This window comes from Actinoplanes sp. NPDC051411 (genome assembly GCF_040682075.1).
GTDB lineage: Bacteria > Actinomycetota > Actinomycetes > Mycobacteriales > Micromonosporaceae > Actinoplanes.
In genome coordinates this window covers 30,515-47,123 of the sequence record NZ_JBFBAD010000028.1, presented here as the reverse complement: position 1 = coordinate 47,123, position 16,609 = coordinate 30,515, and the positions used below count along the sequence as shown (strand labels likewise).

General features: G+C 70.2%; 20 protein-coding genes. 11 read left to right on the top strand and 9 right to left on the bottom strand.

What is annotated here, in order from left to right:
* Positions 1-21: 21 nt before the first annotated feature.
* On the top strand, positions 22-1,473 hold the full coding sequence (locus AB0M88_RS17640) for a cellulose binding domain-containing protein (RefSeq protein ID WP_364102566.1): 1,452 nt from the start codon (positions 22-24) through the stop codon (positions 1,471-1,473).
* Positions 1,474-1,595: 122 nt separating this feature from the next.
* On the opposite strand, the gene AB0M88_RS17635 is transcribed toward AB0M88_RS17640, so the two are convergent.
* On the bottom strand, positions 1,596-2,195 hold the full coding sequence (locus AB0M88_RS17635; protein ID WP_364102563.1) for a TetR family transcriptional regulator: 600 nt from the start codon (positions 2,193-2,195) through the stop codon (positions 1,596-1,598).
* Positions 2,196-2,506: 311 nt separating this feature from the next.
* Here AB0M88_RS17635 and AB0M88_RS17630 point away from each other — a divergent pair, with 311 nt between their 5' ends.
* Both AB0M88_RS17630 and AB0M88_RS17625 read left to right on the top strand, forming a co-directional pair.
* Entirely contained in the window at positions 2,507-4,111 is a 1,605-nt protein-coding gene (locus tag AB0M88_RS17630) for a diguanylate cyclase (protein ID WP_364102560.1), read from the top strand.
* Positions 4,112-4,161: 50 nt separating this feature from the next.
* A complete protein-coding gene (locus AB0M88_RS17625) occupies positions 4,162-4,974 on the top strand; it encodes an SAM-dependent methyltransferase (protein ID WP_364102558.1) in 813 nt (270 codons plus the stop codon).
* Positions 4,975-5,092: 118 nt separating this feature from the next.
* Here the strand turns inward: AB0M88_RS17625 and AB0M88_RS17620 are convergent, their stop codons facing one another.
* Entirely contained in the window at positions 5,093-5,434 is a 342-nt protein-coding gene (locus AB0M88_RS17620) for a hypothetical protein (RefSeq protein ID WP_364102555.1), read from the bottom strand.
* 526 nt (positions 5,435-5,960) lie between these two features.
* Here AB0M88_RS17620 and AB0M88_RS17615 point away from each other — a divergent pair.
* Positions 5,961-6,197, top strand: a complete 237-nt coding sequence (locus AB0M88_RS17615; protein ID WP_364102552.1) for a DUF397 domain-containing protein — start codon at positions 5,961-5,963, stop codon at positions 6,195-6,197.
* Between the two features lie 84 nt (positions 6,198-6,281).
* On the opposite strand, the gene AB0M88_RS17610 is transcribed toward AB0M88_RS17615, so the two are convergent.
* Positions 6,282-7,172 (bottom strand): helix-turn-helix transcriptional regulator, encoded by an 891-nt coding sequence (locus AB0M88_RS17610; RefSeq protein WP_364102549.1) that lies wholly within the window; start codon positions 7,170-7,172, stop codon positions 6,282-6,284.
* A 298-nt stretch (positions 7,173-7,470) separates the two neighbouring features.
* Between AB0M88_RS17610 and AB0M88_RS17605 the strand changes: the two genes are divergently transcribed.
* The 3 genes from AB0M88_RS17605 (at position 7,471) to AB0M88_RS17595 (ending at position 9,043) form a co-directional block, all read left to right on the top strand.
* Positions 7,471-7,800 carry a hypothetical protein gene (locus tag AB0M88_RS17605; RefSeq protein ID WP_364102546.1) on the top strand — a complete coding sequence of 110 codons (330 nt, stop codon included), beginning with the start codon at positions 7,471-7,473 and terminating at the stop codon, positions 7,798-7,800.
* Positions 7,797-7,985 carry a hypothetical protein gene (locus AB0M88_RS17600; protein ID WP_364102543.1) on the top strand — a complete coding sequence of 63 codons (189 nt, stop codon included), beginning with the start codon at positions 7,797-7,799 and terminating at the stop codon, positions 7,983-7,985. The genes AB0M88_RS17605 and AB0M88_RS17600 overlap by 4 nt, the downstream gene beginning before the upstream one ends.
* 440 nt (positions 7,986-8,425) lie before the next feature.
* Positions 8,426-9,043, top strand: coding sequence for a DUF6518 family protein (locus tag AB0M88_RS17595; RefSeq protein WP_364102540.1), 618 nt, complete (start codon positions 8,426-8,428; stop codon positions 9,041-9,043).
* Here the strand turns inward: AB0M88_RS17595 and AB0M88_RS17590 are convergent.
* Positions 8,990-9,796: an ion transporter gene (locus AB0M88_RS17590; RefSeq protein WP_364102537.1), complete on the bottom strand. Its 807-nt coding sequence runs from the start codon at positions 9,794-9,796 to the stop codon at positions 8,990-8,992. The genes AB0M88_RS17595 and AB0M88_RS17590 overlap by 54 nt on opposite strands.
* A gap of 191 nt (positions 9,797-9,987) precedes the next feature.
* On the opposite strand from AB0M88_RS17590, the gene AB0M88_RS17585 reads away from it, so the two are divergent.
* Positions 9,988-10,305: a DUF3040 domain-containing protein gene (locus AB0M88_RS17585; protein ID WP_364102534.1), complete on the top strand. Its 318-nt coding sequence runs from the start codon at positions 9,988-9,990 to the stop codon at positions 10,303-10,305.
* Here AB0M88_RS17585 and AB0M88_RS17580 read toward each other — a convergent pair.
* From AB0M88_RS17580 to AB0M88_RS17565, 4 genes are read right to left on the bottom strand one after another with little or no spacing between them, the layout of a single operon-like run.
* A complete protein-coding gene (locus AB0M88_RS17580; RefSeq protein ID WP_364102531.1) occupies positions 10,302-11,141 on the bottom strand; it encodes a phosphoribosylaminoimidazolesuccinocarboxamide synthase in 840 nt (279 codons plus the stop codon). The two genes, AB0M88_RS17585 and AB0M88_RS17580, sit on opposite strands and share 4 nt — an antisense overlap.
* Before the next feature lie 45 nt (positions 11,142-11,186).
* Complete coding sequence (locus AB0M88_RS17575) at positions 11,187-12,266, bottom strand: PQQ-binding-like beta-propeller repeat protein (RefSeq protein WP_364102529.1); 1,080 nt, start codon at positions 12,264-12,266, stop codon at positions 11,187-11,189.
* 40 nt (positions 12,267-12,306) lie between these two features.
* Positions 12,307-13,605, bottom strand: a complete 1,299-nt coding sequence (locus tag AB0M88_RS17570; RefSeq protein ID WP_364102526.1) for a HAMP domain-containing sensor histidine kinase — start codon at positions 13,603-13,605, stop codon at positions 12,307-12,309.
* The gene (locus AB0M88_RS17565; RefSeq protein ID WP_364102523.1) at positions 13,602-14,288 is read right to left on the bottom strand and encodes a response regulator transcription factor; all 687 of its coding nucleotides are present in this window, start codon (positions 14,286-14,288) and stop codon (positions 13,602-13,604) included. Before AB0M88_RS17565 ends, AB0M88_RS17570 begins: the two co-directional genes overlap by 4 nt.
* 36 nt (positions 14,289-14,324) lie before the next feature.
* Here AB0M88_RS17565 and AB0M88_RS17560 point away from each other — a divergent pair, with 36 nt between their 5' ends.
* The 3 genes from AB0M88_RS17560 to AB0M88_RS17550 are packed head-to-tail and all read left to right on the top strand — an operon-like array spanning position 14,325 to position 15,518.
* Positions 14,325-14,891, top strand: a complete 567-nt coding sequence (locus AB0M88_RS17560; RefSeq protein WP_364102520.1) for a DNA mismatch repair protein MutL — start codon at positions 14,325-14,327, stop codon at positions 14,889-14,891.
* Between the two features lie 35 nt (positions 14,892-14,926).
* A complete protein-coding gene (locus tag AB0M88_RS17555) occupies positions 14,927-15,358 on the top strand; it encodes a phage holin family protein (RefSeq protein WP_364102517.1) in 432 nt (143 codons plus the stop codon).
* Positions 15,315-15,518, top strand: a complete 204-nt coding sequence (locus AB0M88_RS17550; protein WP_364102514.1) for a hypothetical protein — start codon at positions 15,315-15,317, stop codon at positions 15,516-15,518. The genes AB0M88_RS17555 and AB0M88_RS17550 overlap by 44 nt, the downstream gene beginning before the upstream one ends.
* On the opposite strand, the gene AB0M88_RS17545 is transcribed toward AB0M88_RS17550, so the two are convergent.
* Positions 15,515-16,528: an SGNH hydrolase domain-containing protein gene (locus AB0M88_RS17545; RefSeq protein WP_364102512.1), complete on the bottom strand. Its 1,014-nt coding sequence runs from the start codon at positions 16,526-16,528 to the stop codon at positions 15,515-15,517. The genes AB0M88_RS17550 and AB0M88_RS17545 overlap by 4 nt on opposite strands.
* Positions 16,529-16,609 lie beyond the last annotated feature (81 nt).

Genomic DNA, 16,609 nt, shown 5'->3' with positions numbered 1-16,609 from the left:
CCCCTGCGATCGGAGTCATCCATGCAACGCAGCCGTCTGCGTCTGGCCATCTACGCCTCCGCGGCAGTAGTCGCGGTCGGCGGCGGGACAGTCGCGGCGTTCGCGGCCACGTCCCCGGGTACCAAGGCCGCGAGCGGTCTCCGCGCCGTCTTCAGCACCGACAGCGACTGGGGATCGGGCTACCAGGCCAAATACACGATCACCAACAACACCGGCGCGACGGTGAACGGCTGGACGCTCGCCTTCGGTCTCCCGTCGAGCGCCAAGCTGGGCAGCTTCTGGGACGCGACGATCACCACCGCGGGTTCGACCGAGACGGCCAGGAACCCGGGCTACGCCCCGACGGTCGCGCCCGGCGCGACCGCAACGTTCGGCTTCATCGTGGCCGGCAGCGGTGCCCCGACGAGCTGCACGATCAACGGCGCCTCGTGCGCCGGAGGTGGCGGCACCGTGACGACCGCGCCGACGACGGCCCCGACCAAGACGCCGACGAAGCCCCCGACCACCGCACCGACCACGAAGCCGACGACCCCGCCGACCAAGCCGGCCACCGCGCCTCCGACCACGTCGGCGCCGGGCGGCGGAGGCGGCGGAAGCACGCTGGTCGCCCCGTACGTCGACATGGGGCTGCTCTCCAACGGCTCGACCACGCTGGCCCAGCTCGGCAGCAGCGGCAACCTCAAGTCGTTCAGCCTCGCCTTCGTCACCAGCGTCGGCTGCAAGGCCAGCTGGTTCAACGCCTTCGACCCGCGGTCCAAGCAGTTCGCCGACCAGATCTCGGCGGTCCGCGCGGCCGGCGGTGACGTGAAGGTGTCGTTCGGCGGCGCGACCGGCATCGAGCTGGCCCAGGCCTGCACCTCGACCAGCGCCCTGCAGGCCGAATATCAGGCGGTCGTCAGCGCCTACAACCTGAAGTACGTCGACTTCGACATCGAGGGCGCGGCCGTGGCCGACCCGGCCACGATCGCCCGCCGCTCGACCGCGATCGCCGCGCTGCAGAAGGCCAACCCGGGCCTCAAGGTCTCGCTGACCCTGCCGGTGCTGCCGGAGGGCCTCACCGCGGACGGCCTCAACGTCGTCAAGTCGGCCAAGAGCGCCGGCGTCGACCTCGACCTGGTCAACATCATGGCGATGGACTACGGCCGCTCCGGCCAGGACTACGGCGACCTCGCGATCCAGGCGGTCAAGTCGACCAAGGACCAGATCAAGTCGGTCTACGGCAACAGCGACGCGGCCGCCTTCAAGATGGTCGGCGTGACCCCGATGCTCGGCCAGAACGACGACGGCGGCAAGTTCACCCAGAGCGACGCCAAGGACCTGGTCGCCTTCGCCAACAGCAACCACCTCGGCTTCATGTCGTTCTGGGAGCTCAACCGCGACAAGAACGCCTGCAGCGGCGCGCTGTTCCAGTGCACCAACGTGAGCCAGTCGCCGTTCGAGTTCTCCAAGATCTTCGCGGGCTTCAAGGGCTGAGAGTCCGCGAAAGGGGGGTCGGCCTGGCGGGGTCGATCCCCCACAGGAACCACACTGAAATACATCCCCAGAGAAAGAGCGATGCCCCGGGCCCCCACCCGGGGCATCGCAATATCCAGCGTCTAAGCGAACCCTCGGCCCGCCTCGGCGAGCGCTTCCCGTACGACGTCCCACAGGCCGCGCCCCGGCGGCCCCTCCTGCCAGAGGTGCACCGAGACGCGTAAGGCCACGAGAAAGGCGGCCGACGTCATCCGCACGCGTACGGAATCAGGGTCTTGACCTTTGGACCGGGACGCGACCTCGGCCGAGAGCTCGCGCTCGAGGGCGGCGAACGTCTGCACCTGGGCCGCGATGAGCGACGGATGGGTCCGCACCAGCCGGGTCTGGGCCACCCATTGGGGGTCGAGATCGCCCAGTTCGCCGACGAAGCGCTCGGCGGCGGCGGTCAGCGCGGTCCAGGCCGATTCGCCGGCCGGGCGCTCGCGCACCATCTCGATCAGGCTCTGGATGCGCAGGAAGTCGCCGTGCATCAGCGCTTCCTCTTTGCTCCCGAAGTAGTTGGAGAACGTGCGCCGGGAGACGCCGGCGTCGTCGGCGATGGCCTCGACCGTCACCCGTTCGGCGCCGTGCTCGATCGCCAGGCGCACCGCCGCCTCGTGCAGTGCCTGCCGGGTCGCGGCCTTCTTGCGTTCGCGGAGTCCCGGCTCAGCCGTCGTGCTCATGACCTGAGCCTACCGACGCGGGGATGACCTTCCGCGGCCAGAAACTTGCGCAGCGGGAAGCGCTAGACCTGTGACGAATCTGGCACCGTCGGGATCCTGATAGCGCACGCCGGGTCCGACCCTCCCATTACCACGGAGCGCACCGTGTTGGTAAGCAGATCGTGACAAGCGAGAAGGATCACCGCGCACCGCATGGGATCAGTGTTGACCCAGAGCTAACCTTCGGAAACGGAGAGCTGATCTTCCGCGGTTTTTCTCATCCGCGGCCCGGCGATGTCGATCCTTCGCGGTGTGAGGGGAGGGGTGAATCTGTGGACCGGTCCGTGATCGACGCCAGCGCGCTTTCCGCTGCCCTCCTCGAACTCGAGGACAACATCAGCTGGGACCCCGAGAACGACTTCCGGCGCTCCCGCGAGCTGGAACAGAAGGCCCTCGCGATCGGCGACGAGCTGCTGGCCGCCCGGGCCCGCCTCTGCCAGGCCAACATGCGCCTGAGGGCGGGCGACGTGGCCGCGGCGGCCCGGCGCATCTGGAAGGTCCACCAGTGGGCGGTCGAACACGACGCCCGGCAGCTGCGCGCCCGCACCCACCTCGTCTGGGCGACCATCCACCGCTACCTCGGCGACGCCGCCCAGTGCCTCGAGCACTCGGTGCAGGCCGTCGAGCTGCTGGACGACAGCGCCACCGAGCACATGCAGATCTGGCACCGGGTCAAGCTGGCCGACGCGCTCGCGCTGGCCGGGTCGTACGACGCTGCCCGCAGCCGCTACCAGCAGGCCGAGGATCTGGCCTGGGCGCACGGCAACCTCGAGTTGGCCCTGGCCGTGCTCAACAACTACGCCTACAACGAGCTGGGCAGCGGCAACGCTCTCGGCGCGCAACGCATCATCGACCGGATGCGCCACGAGTCCGCGGTGGCCGGCCGGCGCATCGACCCGTCCAAGCTGGACACCATCGGCGCGATCGAGATCGGCAACGGGCGGTTCGCCGAGGCCGAACGCACCCTCGAACTGGCGATCGAGCGCTACCGGCTCGGCGAGTTCAACGACAACGCCGACTCGCTGCCGGTGTTCTACCTCAACCTGGCCCGCGCCCAGCGGGGTCTCGGGGCGTACGACCGCGCCCAGCACAGCCTCGACGAATGCCGAACGCTGAGCACCGAACGGGAGCTGGCCGACAGCCTCGTACGCATCGAGCAGGAGCAGGCCGAGCTGCACGCGGCCCGGGGCGAGTTCGCGGACGCGTTCGCCGTGCACAAGAAGTTCTTCACCGCCTTCAACAAGCTGCACTCCCAGCAGCGTGAGGCACAGGCCCGCACCCGGCAGGCGATGTTCGAGACCACCGAGGCCCGGCAGGAGGCCGAACGGTTCCGTGAGCAGGCCCGCCGCGACCCGCTGACCGGCCTGCGCAACCGGCGGTACGTCGACGAGGAGCTTTCGATCCTGCTCGACGCCGACCCGGCGCTGACCGTGGCGATCGTCGACCTCGACCACTTCAAGCAGATCAACGACCGGCTCTCGCACGACGTCGGCGACCAGGTGCTGATCATGGTGGCCAAGCTGATGGAGACCGAACTGGCCGCGGTCTCGCCGGACGGGTTCGTCGCCCGGCTGGGCGGCGAGGAGTTCCTGATGGTGCTGCCGGGCACCCCGGTCGCCCGCGCGGTCGCCCAGCTGGACGGCATCCGCCGGGTGATCGGCGGCTACGACTGGCAGGAGATCGCACGGGGTCTACCGGTCACGGTGAGCATTGGCGTGGCCGGCATCGCGGAGGCCGAAACCCACACCCAGGCCGGGCTGCTGTCCACAGCGGACAGAAACTTGTATGCCGCTAAGCACCGAGGACGGGACCGCGTCGTCTCGGGCGTTCCCTATGACGGCCGGGCCCGGTCCTATCGCGACGCCTCGGCGGCTTGAACATTCCGTTACTCTTTACCGCACTGATGGACTTCGTGGGGAGGCCGCCCGTGCAGCACGGTAACGACGAGGTTGCGCCGCCCGGGGTCAACATCAATGTGCCCCACTCCGCCCGCATCTACGACTATTGGCTGGGCGGCAAGGACAACTTCGCCGTCGACCGCGCGGTCGGCGAAGCCATGATCACGGCGATTCCCGGCATGCGTTACATGGCCGGCGAAAACCGCAAATTCGTCCACCGGGCGGCCCGCGATCTGGTCGCCCAGGAGGGCATCCGCCAGTTCCTCGACATCGGCACCGGCATCCCGACCCGGCCCAACCTGCACGAGATCGCCCAGGCGATCGAGCCCGAGACCCGGGTGGTCTATGTGGACAACGACCCGATCGTGCTGGTTCACGCGCGCGCCCTGATGATCAGCAAGCCCGAGGGCCGGTCGGAATACATCTCGGCCGACATCCGCGACCCCGAGTCGATCCTGGGCGACAAGACGCTGCGCGACACCCTCGACTTCGACAAGCCGGTCGGCCTGACCCTGATCGCGATCCTCATGCTGCTGGCCGACGAGGACGACCCGTGGGGCAAGGTGGCCGCGCTGCGCGACGCGATGCCATCCGGCAGCTGCCTGGCCATCACCCACCCGACGGCCGACTTCAACCCGGTCGAGGTCGAGGAGGCGGTGGCCGCGGCGACCGGGGCCGGGATGACGCTGGTCGCCCGCGACCACGCGGCGGTGGCCCGACTCTTCGGCGACTGGGAACTGCTGCCGCCGGGCATCGTGCCGGTCTCCGGCTGGCGCCCCGACGAGCCCGTGGCGTCCCCTGAGGCGGCCTATTACTGGGCCGGAGTGGCCCGCAAGCCCTGACCTGACCCCGGTCTTGCGTCCCAACGGCGGCCGTCAGCGGGCTGGAATGGCCGGCCACCTGAGTTGGTGGCCGGCCGGGCGGCCTGGCACGGGGGAACCGGACCGCCCGACCGGGGTCTCAAGGGGTGTTGCTCAGACCCGCTAGCCGCGTGCGCTTGCGGGCCGGGGGCGGCGCCGGAAGGCGTTCCGCCCGGATCAGGATCTGGCGCCGGTCGCCCTCGCGACCGGACGAATCAACGACGACGCCTTCGGCCGCGAGCCACATGTCACCCTCCTGGGCGACTTGACGCGACCACTCGACGTGCACGAGGCGTAACCGAAGTGGTCCGTTGCCGTCCCGGTAGTCGGCCTCGGCGAACTCGTGCTCGAGCCAGCGCTCACCCAGCCTGAGACGCCCATCACGGATGATAGGTGCGGACAGGGCGCGAACGGGCATATCACCGGCGCGGCGGCCCCGCATGCAGCGGACGAGGTCAGTAGCGCGCGTCGGAATCACCCTCCTCAGCCGGCGGTCGATGGTCGGCGGTCCTCACGTCGGGGCGAGCCAGGGCATACCTGACACCGCCAAATCGGTGCGTAACAGTGGTGGCACGGGCCGAAGCCGCCATCACGTCGTCGGTCAAAGGCTCGTCACGCAGGACTGGGGCCGGGTTTCCCCGGCGCGGCACGTCCACCGCGTCGGGGTCACCCGAATCAGCATGCTCTGGCCCGATATTGGGTATAGACACGCTCGTCACCTCTCGCTCGGGCGCCCCCGCCAAGGAGCCTTACGCCGAGGTCGCGAACGCCTTTCCGCGACCAGACCGTCACCCAAAGATGTCACCCTCAGTGACCCCCATTGGGTACCGCATGTGCGTTATCATGCTCACAATCCCGTGAGTTCGCAAGGCCAAATGCACGTGCATTTGCACGTTGTGGCGGAGGGTATTCGCGGGACTACCCGACTCCGGGCGATCCCCGACCGGAGAAGACATAGGGAGCTTCAAATGACGCACGCGGTTAACGGCATCCCCGCCGGCCAGTTGGTGGGTGTCACCTGGCAGAAGAGCCGCCGCAGCAACCCCAGCGGCAACTGCGTCGAGTGCGCAATGCTGCCCGACGGCTCGGTCGCCGTGCGCAACTCTCGGGACCCCGAGGGCCCGGCGCTGATCTACACGCCGGCCGAGATCGAGGCCTTCCTCGGCGGTGTGCGCGACGGCGACTTCGACAACCTGCTCGCCTGACCGGCGCGCTAAAACCAAGAAGGCGTACGAGCCGCCCGGCTCGTACGCCTTCGTAGACTTTTCGGCCGGAACGGCACTGAGGCCCTAAGCCGGCCGGCCCACCTCGTGCAGCAGCTTGCCGAGGATCTCCGGCGTGTTGTTGGGCGCCTCCGCATCGATGCAGACCCGCTCCATGGCCATCGCGTACTGATCCACGTCTTCGCGCTTGTCCAGATAGATCGCGCTCGTCAGCTGCTCGACGTAGACCACGTCGGGCAGCTCGGGCTCCGGGAAGCGCAGGATCGCGAACGGTCCGCCGGCCGCGGCGTGACCGCCCGCGTTGAACGGGATGATCTGCAGCCGCACATTCGGCCGTTTGGCCGCCTCGATCAGGAACTCGATCTGCGCCTTCATCACGTCGACGCCGCCGATCGGGCGCCGGAGAACCGCCTCGTCGATGACCGCCCACAGCTGCGGCGAGTCGGTGCGCTCGAGGACCTGCTGCCGCTGGCGGCGCAGCTCGACCCGGCGGTCCATCTCGTCGGCCGTGACGCCGGCGTGGCCCAGCATGATCACGGCGCGGGCGTAGTCGGGCGTCTGGAGCAGGCCCGGCACGAACTGGATCTCGTAGGTGCGGATCAGCGTGGCCGCGGCCTCGAGGCCCAGATAGGACTGGAACCAGCCCGGCAGGATGTCGCTGAACTGCTGCCACCAGCCGGGGTTGTTGGCCTGGCGGGCGAGACCGAGCAGCGCCTCGCGCTCCTCCGAGTTGGCCACGCCGTAGAGAGTCAGAAGGTCGGCGACGTCGCGCTCCTTGAAGCTGACCCGGCCGAGCTCCATGCGGCTGATCTTGGAACCGGAAGCGCGGATCTCCCACCCGGCGTCCTCACGGGTGATGCCCTTGGCCTCCCGCAGCCGGCGCAGCTGCGCGCCGAGCAGGATGCGCAGCACGGTGGGGCCGCTGCCCGGCGCCTCCTCCTGCGAACCCGCGCTCACCTTGCTCCTTGTCGCCGCTGTCAGTGGGGCTGCCGGCCGCAGTCCTCAAGCATCTTAGGGGGGAGATCGTTCATGACGGAACTACTCAAGCTTAACGCCCACGGCATTCGCCCGTACCGGATGCACGTGCATCTGGCCTTGCGATTGCACTTGTTCGCGAGCATGATAGCTGACAGACACGTACCGCCTGCTGACGCAGCGTGTCGAAAAGTTCGGCTTCTCGGCCGACGCGTCCAGCCGGGTGGCGACCGCCGCCGACCTGACGACCGAGTCCCCGAGACCTGGGAGGCCCCCCGCGATGTCCATGGCACCGACGTTCACTCCGACCCTCGCCCCGCCCCAGCGCGATCCGGCCGACGTCGCTCCGGCCGACAGCTACCACCCGGCCGACCCGGTCTGGGTTTACCGCGACGGCTGGCGGGCCGGCATCATCGAGGCCGCTTCCCCGCGCGCCGTCACGGTGACCTACCGGCCGGGCGCCCACCGCGGCACCGGCGTCGACACCTTCACCGCGCCCTACGTGACCGCCCGGTCGATCGAAGACCCGGCCCTCGACCGTCGTGAGCGCACCCAGTTCGGTCGTCCCGCCACCCGCAACGGTCTGCCGCTGCGGGATTCGGCCGCATGACCGGCGCGGTGGCGGTCGCCGCTTTCGTCGGCCTGCTCAGCCTGCTCGCCGGGGTCGCCCTGGGGTGGTATTTGCGGCGAACCAACGAGTGGTGTCCCGGCTGCGGTGACCAGCTGGGCTGCGAGCGGTGCCGGCAAGCCGCCGACCTCCCCCGCTCGGAGACGACCTCCCAGCTCCGGCCGTAGCCTTTCTTCCGCGGTCTCAGCCCGGCTTCCCGGGGCTGAGGCCGCTTTTGTGTGCCACCCTCCGGGACGCTCGGTCACGACGCGGCCGGCGATGGTCCCGAACGGGCGACCCCGGAGCCACCCGAACGAGGTAGCCGGGTGTCCGCCGAACGGGTGACGGCGTTCGGTGGCTTTCGATCGGCAACTGGGCGGCCGGAGGCGATTTGTGCGCCGGATTTCGCGTTTGGTGATAAGTCCCGGTCCGGGGAAAATGCGAAAGATAGCTCGATCTGGGCCGCTGAGCTGCGAAGACTCGTCCCGCCCGCGTTCCTGTTCACTTCAGAATCACTCGGACGAGTGGCCCCGGGCGGCCGGTCTCGCCGGTGTCGTGCTCAACGGACCGACGCCGCTCGACGGCGTATCGATCGTGCGCCGGGCGGCGACTTGGCACACTTCGTCGGGTGCGTGGTGATCATCGATCGGGAGTAGTGGTCGCGACCGTCGTGGGCGGGGTCGTGCTGGGTGCCCTCGACCTGCTGCTCCAGCGGGTCCTGCCCTATCCGTGGGCCAACCTGGCCAACTCGAGCGCGATCTGGGCGCTCGCGGCGTACGGGCTCGGGCTGTGGGTGCGTACGCCCTGGTGGCGTGCCGCCTCCGCGGGCGCCGCGCTGCTCGTGATCGCCGTGCCCGTCTACTACCTGGGCGCGACGCTCGTCCTGCACGACGACATCTCGGCGCTGTGGAACCGGACCGGGCTGGTGTGGATGGCGTTCGGGGTGCTGGCCGGCCTGGTGTTCGGGTTCGGGGCCACGCTGGTGTGGTCGTCGGGGTGGCAGCAACTGGCCGGGGTGGCCCTGCCGGGCGCGGTGCTCTTCGCCGAGGCGCTGGTCGCGGCGCTGCGCGGCGGGGACGCCGCCTACCGGCGCGACCAGATCCAGACCGCGGTCATCGAGGTCGTGCTCGGCCTGGCCGTGATCCTCGTGCTCGGACGCACCGGGCGGCAGCGCGCCGGCGGCCTGATCGGGTCAGTGCCGCTGGCGCTGATCGGGTTCGTGGCGTTCAAGCTCGGCGGGTTCTGACGACTGCCCCTTCAGCTCGGCCACCTCGGCGCGGAGCTTGCGCACCTCGTGCAGCAGCAGCGCGATGTCGGCCCGGGTCGCGGTTCCGCTCGGACGCTCGGAGTCGGAGAGCTGGTCGACGATCCAGCTGGCCAGCGAGCCGGTGGTGAAACCGATCAGACCCAGGCCGCCGACCATCAGCGCCAGCGCGACCATGCGGCCCTCGAAGGTCTCCGGATAGAGGTCGCCGTAGCCGACCGTGGTGATCGTGCAGACCGCCCACCACAGTGCCTGCGGGTAGCTCTCGATGTTGCTCCGCGGGTGGCCGCGCTCCGCCTCCAGCACGGCCAGACCGGCCATCAGCACGATCAGCCCGGTCGTGGCGATCACGTAGAGGGCCAGGCGGCCGCGCGTCCACGACACCGCGTGCCGATTCAGCACGCGGAGGGCGTTCAGGAGGCGCAGCGCGCGCAGCGGTCTCAGGACCGGCAGGATCAGGACCGAAAGATCAAACCAATGGGTACGCACGAAGCGGACCTTGTCGACGGACAGCAGGAGCCGGGCCACGTACTCGACGCAGAAGACGCCCCAGATGAGCAGGTCACCGAGCTCGCAGACACTCCGCCAGTGATCGTCCATGCCCGGTTCGAGAATCGGCCAGGCGTAGACCGCGATGAAGAAGATCGAGAGGAGGGTCAGCGGGTAGGAGGTCAGGTGCTCCCAGTGGTGCAGGCGTTGTTCGGGATCCCTGGCCCGTCCGCGTTCCTTGCCCATGTGGGCAGCTTGCCGGATTTTGTGGTCGTCGGGTTTCCTTCACGGTCACTTTCCCGGGTCGAGTTGACCATGCCGGCGGCGTACGCCGGAAAAGCGGAACCCCGACGGCGCCGGCCCGGATCGGCAGATCGCGCACGCGGGCGTTTTGACGCCCGCGGCGCGGGTAGGGCTTTGCCGTTGCTGTTCCGGCCGTGGAGGTGGTCCCGGTGCTCGACCCCAACGAGAAGTTCGTCTTCGACGGCATGGTCAGCCAACTGCGCGACGAGGATCCGAACTTCTTACGCAAGATCGAACGGATCGGCCGGCCACGGACGAAGCTGCGCATCGCGGTGGCTGTTCTGCTGTGGACGCTGGCCCCGGTGTGCATCGCGTTCGGCGGCTGGACCGGCCTGCTGATGGCCGTCGTCGCCGGCGGCTACGGCGCATTTCTGGTCGCCAAGCGGGATGGCCGCAGCGGCCAGCCCGTCTGGGGAGCCTCCCCGCACCGGCACCCCGGAGCGCCGCTCTAGGACCACCTGTCGCCGGTGAGCCGCTCGTAGACCTCGATGTAGCGGTTGCGGGTGGCCTCGACGACCTGCTCCGGCACCTCGGGACCGGGAGCGGTGCGGTTCCAGTCGGTCTCGTGGGTCGCCCAGTCACGCAGGAACTGCTTGTCGAGGTAGCGCTGGGTGCCGCCCGGCTTCCACTCGTCGGCCGACCAGAACCGCGACGAATCGGGCGTCAGCAGCTCGTCGGCCAGCAGCAGGCTGCCGTCCGCCGCCATCCCCAGCTCAATCTTGGTGTCGGCGATGATGATGCCCTTCGCCTTGGCGATCTCCGACCCGCGCCGGTAGACCTCGAGCGTGATGCGCCGCAGCTCCTCGGCCTGCTCGTCGCCCACGGCCGCCCGCACCTCGGCGAACGTCATGAACTCGTCATGGCCCTCGCCCGGCGCGACCTTGGTGGTCGGCGTGAAAATCGGCTCCGGCAGGTCGGACCCCTCGATCAGCCCGGGCGGCAGCGCGACGCCGGAGACCGCGCCGTCCCGCTCGTACTCCTTGAGGCCGGAACCGGCCAGGTAGCCGCGGGCGATGCACTCGACCATGACCATCTCGAGCCGGCGGCACCGGACCGCGCGGCCGGCCCACTCGGCGGGCACGTCGGTGGCCGAGATGATGTGGTTGGGGACGACGCTGCTGAGCTGGTCGAACCACCAGAGGGAGAGCTGGGTGAGGATCTTGCCCTTGTCGGGGATCGGCGTCGGCAGCACCACGTCATAGATCGACATCCGATCGGACGCGACCAGGAGGATGTCGTCGCCGTCGGCGTAGACCTCACGGACCTTTCCCGAGTGCAGCAGTTCCACTTGTTCCCCTCATCGGCGCGTCCGGACATGCCGGTTCACGCTATCTCAGGGGGCGAACGCCGACAGGGCGGTGTCGGTGACGGTGTAGAGGTGGCCGCCGGCCGGGAGTTGGTGACCGGGGTAGGCGGTGGCCGGGCTGGCCACGGTTCCGGTCGCCGCGGTGAGGATGGGGCCGCCCGTGTAGAGAAGGCCGCCGGCCCGGAGTGGCTGGGTGGCCTCGACCGGCAGGGTGCGGGACCACTGCGGGTGGCCGTTGCCGGCGTCCAGGGCCTCGACCAGGTGGTCGTCGGCCCGGTAGATGCGGCGGCCGTCGGTGGCGAGCAGGGTGCCGGCCTTGCCGGGGGCCGACCAGGTGACCGTGCCGTCGGCGGCGTTCAGCAGGGCGAGGGTCGTGCCGGACGTGACTACGAAGTGGTCGCTCGCCGGGGTCGCGGCCTGGGCGGTCCACGCCGTGGGCCGGGTCCAGCGGACGGCGCCGGTGGTGATGTCGGCGGCGGACGTGGTGTTGTCGTGGGTCAGCAGCAGGCGGCCGTTGGCGGAGACGCCCGACGACGAGAACAGCGGCTTCTTCCACAGGGGCTTGCCGTCGGCGGTGCGGAAGGCGAGCGTCGTCAGCTCGTCGGACGGTGAAGAGCCGGAGACGACGGCGACGCCCTTGTCGACGGCCAGGGTGGCGACCGGTGTGTCGGTGGCCGCGTGCCAGACCGGCTTGCCGGTGGTGACGTTCAACGCGGTGAGCAGGCCGTTCGGGTCGCTGTTGGAGTGGCAGTCGCCGGTGGCCGCGATGAGGGCGTTGCCGGCGACGGCCAGCACCGGGGTGAGCGTGTCGTCGGGGACTTCCCAGGTGAAGTTCCAGAGGGCGCGACCGTCCGACGCCTGGTAGGCGGAGATGCCGAGCGCGTCGGTGACGAAGACGCGGCCGCCGGCGAGCAGCGGGGTCGACGGGCCGGCGCAGGACGGGTCCTGGTGGCGCAGCCGGACCGACCACGTGCGGGTCAGGTGGTTGATCGAGCCGGCGTTGACGGCCGTCTCGTGCGGGTTGTAGTAGCTGTCCTCGGCGTCGTATCCCGGGTGGTCCCAGGCGGGCAGGACAGCGAGGACCAGCGTCAACAGCGTCTTGATCACGCAGGTAACGTACGCCGCAAAAGGGGTGATCGCTGAAAAATCAGCGCCTACGGCGCGGAGGTGGCGGGGAGACCGGAGCGTCCAGGAAGATGCCGACGCGGGCGCCGCCGAGGGGGCTCCGCGAGATGACCATCCGGCCGCCCGACGCCTCGGCCGCCCGGCGCACGATGTCGAGCCCGAGGCCGGTCGAGCCGGCCCCGCTCACTCCCCGTTGCACGGCCGAGGCCGGGTCGGCGATGCCCGGACCGGCGTCGTCGACCAGCAACCCGTCCGGCGACACGCTGACCCGGAAGGCCGTCCCGTCGGGGGTGTGCGAGAAGACGTTGCCGAGCATCGCGTCGACCACGCCGATCAGCTCGCTCCGTGGCACCGGCACCATCACCGGCACGTCCCCGCCGACGACCTCCCACGGCCGCTCCTGGTCCTCGGCCAGGACCGACCAGAACGCCAGGCGGTCGGCCAGCACCTCGACCAGGTCGGAGCGTTCCTGGCCGCGGGCCTCGGTGCCGAGCCGGGCGCCGGTGATGATGGCCTCGAGCTCCTCGTCGAGCAGGTCGCACGCCTGCCGCATCCGTTCCGCGATCGGGCCCGGCGGCATGGCCTCGGCGTCGAGGCGGAGCGCGGTCAGCGGCGTCCGCAATCGGTGCGAGAGGTCCGCCGCGAGCTCGCGTTCCTTGTCGAGGAGGCTGCGCAGGTCGTCGGCCATGGTGTTGAAGGCGTTGGCCGCGTCGCGCAGCTCGCGCGGCCCGAGCGGGGTGACGCGGGTGGTGAGCGCGCCGCCGCCGAGCAGCCGGGTCGACTGGGCCAGTTGGCGGGTGGCCCGCACGAGCACGCTGCCGAGCCGGTCGGCGAGCAGCACCGAGCCGCCGACCAGCGCGATCGCCAGCCCGCCGAGCACGAACCAGGCGGTCCACACCCCGCGGTGCATCTCGGCGTCCGGCACATAGGCCTCGACGACGACGGTGCGGCCGTCGGTCAGCACGGTGGGCTGCAGGTAGGCCACCCCGCCGGGGGCAGGCACGACCGCCGAGCGCCGATCCTGCGAGACGACCGAAATGTCCGATGGAGAGGCGTGCGATGTCCCGATCGTTCCGGTGGACGGCAGATGCACGGCAAGACGGCCGGTGCTGCCCGCCGTCGTCGACGCGACCGCCGAAGTCAGCAGGGCCGGATCGGCGTCGACGCCCAGCACGGTCACCAGCGACGTCGCCTGCTGCCGGGCGTCGCCGAGGGCCCGGTCATGGGCGATCTGCCGAGTGGCCACCGCCAGCGGCACCAAGAAGGCCAGCGCCACCATCGACGTGATCGCCAGGGCCAGCCGGTTGAGCGCCCACCTCACCGCGGATCGACCATCATCACGCCGACACCGCGTACGGTATGCAGGAACCGCGGCTGCGCGGCCGTCTCGCCCAGCTTGCGCCGCAGCCAGCTGATATGGACGTCGATCGTCTGCTCCTCGCCGATCCGGGCCTGGTTCCAGACCTCGTTCATCAGCTCGCGCCGGCTGATCACCTGGCCGACGCGCTCAGCCAGGTAGGCCAGCACGTCGAACTCGCGCCGGGTCAGCTGGAGCTGTTGCCCGCGCAGCTCGGCCCGTCGCTGGCGCGGATTGATCGTGAGCTCGCCGACCGTGATCACCGACGGCAGTTCGGCCTGGGTGGTGCGGGCGCGGCGCAGCACCGCGTTGATGCGGGCCAGGATGTGTCCGCCCGAGAAGGGCTTGGTCACGTAGTCGTCGGCGCCGGCGCTGAGCAGCGCGATGATGTCGGCCTCCGACCGCCGGGCGGTCGCCACGATCACCGGCACGTCGGACACCGACCGCATCATCCGCAGCGCGTCGGTGCCGTCGATATCCGGCAGCCCGAGGTCGAGAATGACCAGGTCGGGACGCTCCTCGGTGACGATCCGCAGTGCTTCGGCGGCCAGGCCGACCGGCCGCACCACGTGCCCGGCCTCGGTGAGCGCGCGGGACAGGGCGGCCGTGATGATGCGGTCGTCCTCGACCAGCAGGATCAGCGCCATGGCGTACACCATAGGGGGAGGTGAGACGATGGCCTCGTGCGATCTTTCCGGTGGACGCCGGTCGTCGGCTGGCTGGCCGCGACGGCGGCGAGCATCGTGCTGGCGTCGGTGGCGTTGACGCCGGTGCTGCGCACGGCCGCGCCCGAGGACACCGCGTTGTCGAGCCTTCAGCAGTTGCCGGCCGCGCAGACGAGCTTCCCGGTGCAACTGCCGGCCGTGACCAACTCCCCGGAAACGCCCACGCCGACGCACACCAGGAAGACGACGCACCCGACCACGCCGCCGACCAGGAAAGCAACGACCACGGCCACGCCGCCCACCACCACGGAAGACGGCTGGACGGTCACCACCGGCGACGACGGAGTCCGCACCTACGTCCGCTCGTTCCGGGTCGAAGGCGGCCAGGCGGTCATCAAGATGACCTCCGATGCGGTGGTCGAGCTGGTCACGGCCACGCCCGCCGACGGGTACGCCGTGCAGAAGGTCCAGGATTCACCCGACAACATGGCCGTCTACTTCAACAAGACCGGCAAGAGCTTCATCATCCACGCGACCTGGTGGGACGATAAGCCGTTCACCGAGGTCAGCCAGGTGGGACAGTAGGTATGACCGCCGCCGGGGCGGGTATTCCGACCGGCATGGCGAGTCAAACGGAACTGCTCGAGCGGCTCACCGCCGACGTGCGCACCCTGGTCCGCGACGAGCTTGACCTGGCCAAACGTGAGTTGACGACCAAGGCCAAGCGCGCCGGGGCCGGAGCCGGACTGTTCGGCGGGGCCGGCGTGCTCGCGCTCTACGGCGTCGCCGCGCTGATCTTCACCGTCGGTGCGCTCCTGGCTCTCGCGCTTCCGGCCTGGGCCGCCGCGCTGATCACCACCGCCGCGGTCCTGCTGGCCGCCGGGGTGGCGGCGCTGATCGGGCGCGTGCAGGTGAAGCGCGCCGTGCCGCCGGAGCCACTCGAGGCGATGGCGAGCGGCCGCCGCGACGTCGAGGCGGTGAGGGATGCGATCCGAGGGGGCGGAAGGCATGAGCATCGGAACGACGACCCGGCCGGAGGTCGAGGAGCCTAGATCGGCGCTGGCGACGTTGGCCGCGCGACCGCACGTACGCCAGACGACCGCCGAGATCACCGCCCGCATCTGCGCGGCGCTGCCGTTCGCGGCGGTCACCACGGCCGTGTCCGGACTGGTGACCGGGGCGATCATCCTGGCCCGCCGCAAACGGGGCTAAGGCGCGTTCTCCTGCGGGAACTCCCGGGCCAGCGCGTCTTCCAGCACCCCGTTCAACAGCCGCGAGTAGGCCGCGGTGAGGGTGAACCGGTCGCGGTAGACCAGCACCTTGCCCACGACGGGGGTGCAGACCGCGCCGCACAACCACGGCAGCACCGAGACATATCCCGAGCCGGTCGCCCGGGCCGCCGCCTCGTCGGCGTCGTTGAAGACCCGGGCGGTGGCCACGGCCCGGGTGGTGAAGCAGGTGACGATGTTGCGGGCGTGCGCGGCCAGGCATTCGGGGGCACTTTCGGCGAGCACCGGGATATCGCCGATGACGACCGCTCGCGCGCCCGATCGGCGCAGGCCGGCGAGCGTACGCGTCAGCCCGCCCTGCCATTCGGTGGCCGTGACCGACTCACCCGGCCCGGTTTTCGCGGCATAGCTGGAGTCCGCGACCAGCACCAGATCGGGCCGGGAGGCCCGGATCTGCTCCTCGGCGAACGACCGGAACCGGTCGCACTCGGTGAAGGCCCGGCCCAGCCGCTGGTTCCAGAACGTGATGTCCGGGGCCGGGCAGGCCGGCTTGCCGTAGAAGGTCAGCTGCCAGTGCTGACGCTGCGCGATCTCACTCAGCGCGGGCAGCCACATGCTCGCGTGCGAGTCACCCGTCAGCACCACCCGGGTCGAGCTGGCCGGATCGCCGAAGACGCACGCGTCGATCCGGGTCGCTGTCGGCCCGGCCTCGCACCTGTCGCTGTCGAAGCCGAGGTCCTGCCCGGCCGCGGTGAGCGACGGGCTGAGGTCGGACGGCAGCGCGCGGATCGCCGGGGCGCGGCGGACGGCGGCCAGCACCTTGGTCAGCGACAGCCGGGCAGCCGGCCGCGGACCCGGGGTTTCCGAGGCGGAGCAGCCGGTCAGCAGTCCGGCCGCCATCGCCATGATCAGCGCGACCGCGATGCCCTCCACGTCCCGCCGGAACGTGCCGTGCGACGTTCCGGCGGCACCGTGGCGTGCTGTCTTCGTCATCGCGGCTCACGCTAGTCGGCGAACCGGACTTTCACCCTGAAACAGGCACGGAAGCTGCTTTCAGGCGTCGTTCGGCCGGAA

Excerpts from the sequence above, each read along its gene's own strand:
- AB0M88_RS17590 (WP_364102537.1), bottom strand. The coding sequence starts at position 9,796 with ATGGGCAAGGAACGCGGACGGGCCAGGGATCCCGAACAACGCCTGCAC.
- AB0M88_RS17600 (WP_364102543.1), top strand. The coding sequence starts at position 7,797 with ATGACCGGCGCGGTGGCGGTCGCCGCTTTCGTCGGCCTGCTCAGCCTG.
- AB0M88_RS17550 (WP_364102514.1), top strand. The coding sequence starts at position 15,315 with ATGAGCATCGGAACGACGACCCGGCCGGAGGTCGAGGAGCCTAGATCG.
- AB0M88_RS17640 (WP_364102566.1), top strand. The coding sequence starts at position 22 with ATGCAACGCAGCCGTCTGCGTCTGGCCATCTACGCCTCCGCGGCAGTA.
- AB0M88_RS17555 (WP_364102517.1), top strand. The coding sequence starts at position 14,927 with ATGGCGAGTCAAACGGAACTGCTCGAGCGGCTCACCGCCGACGTGCGC.
- AB0M88_RS17565 (WP_364102523.1), bottom strand. The coding sequence starts at position 14,288 with ATGGCGCTGATCCTGCTGGTCGAGGACGACCGCATCATCACGGCCGCC.
- AB0M88_RS17635 (WP_364102563.1), bottom strand. The coding sequence starts at position 2,195 with ATGAGCACGACGGCTGAGCCGGGACTCCGCGAACGCAAGAAGGCCGCG.
- AB0M88_RS17605 (WP_364102546.1), top strand. The coding sequence starts at position 7,471 with ATGTCCATGGCACCGACGTTCACTCCGACCCTCGCCCCGCCCCAGCGC.
- AB0M88_RS17615 (WP_364102552.1), top strand. The coding sequence starts at position 5,961 with ATGACGCACGCGGTTAACGGCATCCCCGCCGGCCAGTTGGTGGGTGTC.
- AB0M88_RS17545 (WP_364102512.1), bottom strand. The coding sequence starts at position 16,528 with ATGACGAAGACAGCACGCCACGGTGCCGCCGGAACGTCGCACGGCACG.
- AB0M88_RS17620 (WP_364102555.1), bottom strand. The coding sequence starts at position 5,434 with ATGCGGGGCCGCCGCGCCGGTGATATGCCCGTTCGCGCCCTGTCCGCA.